The following is an 839-nucleotide window of genomic DNA, read 5'->3' as shown; positions in this document are numbered from 1 at the left end:
CCTTTCTAAGGAAGCTGTGGAATTGGTAAGACGCTGGAATTTATTCCAGATGAACCTTCCCGTGCTTTTTAGAACAATAGATGGGATCAGTCAGATCACCATCGAAACGCAATACGCCGCAAGAGACTTTGGTCCTTCCGGTATGGCGCGAGCCGCCGTCTACGTTTCTCTTTCTTCAAAAGACAAGGACCACGCTTTGTGGCGTGTCTGGTCGGTTTCTCCGATCGGGCCGCTTGATAGTGTTGTTCAACCCTTATGGGCCCGTAGCTCAGTTGGTTAGAGCACACGCTTGATAAGCGTGGGGTCGGTAGTTCGAGTCTACCCGGGCCCACCATGTTTTGTCCTGACGCGCTGTTCGCACCTTCGGTGCTGCGCTCCGGACGGGCCGCGCCACGAGGCGCGACGGGCTGGCGCCCTGTATTGGGTGCCTGTTTTGCATGGTTTTGGTTTGGGTTGGATCGGGTGGTTTAAGCGTTGACGGATCTCTTGGCGTTGCCTTGAGGTGCGAACCTGAATGGGGCTGTAGCTCAGCTGGGAGAGCACCTGCTTTGCAAGCAGGGGGTCAGCGGTTCGATCCCGCTCAGCTCCACCAAGGTTTTGGTGTTGATGCGAGTGGAAAACATCCTTGTCTTTGAAGAAATAAAGGTTTGCACCTGGTGAAATGCCTGGTGCCTGTTCTGCAAAATTGTGAAGAGAAGATTGATCTGGAGGCTTCCAGGTGTGGGTTTTACCCATGTCCGAGCCCTTTCCCGATGAACCCTTTGAAGGCCTAGCCGGCCCGAGATTGGTGAGGGATTGGAGGTAGGAAGGAAGCTTGTCACTCTGGATCGTTGGTTGTT

At 54.0% G+C, this 839-nt stretch carries 1 protein-coding gene and 2 tRNA genes; all 3 read left to right on the top strand.

Annotation, left to right across the window (positions count from 1 at the left end; translation table 11 throughout):
- Nucleotides 1-280: hypothetical protein (locus tag DYZ14_RS24280; protein WP_210209320.1), on the top strand; the 280-nt coding region annotated here is incomplete at its 5' end.
- Nucleotides 258-334 (top strand) — tRNA-Ile (locus tag DYZ14_RS24000). The genes DYZ14_RS24280 and DYZ14_RS24000, both read left to right, overlap by 23 nt.
- Nucleotides 335-516: 182 nt before the next feature.
- Nucleotides 517-592, top strand: a tRNA-Ala gene (locus DYZ14_RS23995).
- Nucleotides 593-839: the final 247 nt, after the last annotated feature.

It is taken from the genome of Ciceribacter sp. T2.26MG-112.2 (genome assembly GCF_900492205.1).
Taxonomy (GTDB): domain Bacteria; phylum Pseudomonadota; class Alphaproteobacteria; order Rhizobiales; family Rhizobiaceae; genus Allorhizobium; species Allorhizobium naphthalenivorans_A.
The sequence above is the reverse complement of the archived record's forward strand: the minus strand, read 5'-3'. Positions and strand labels throughout refer to the sequence as shown.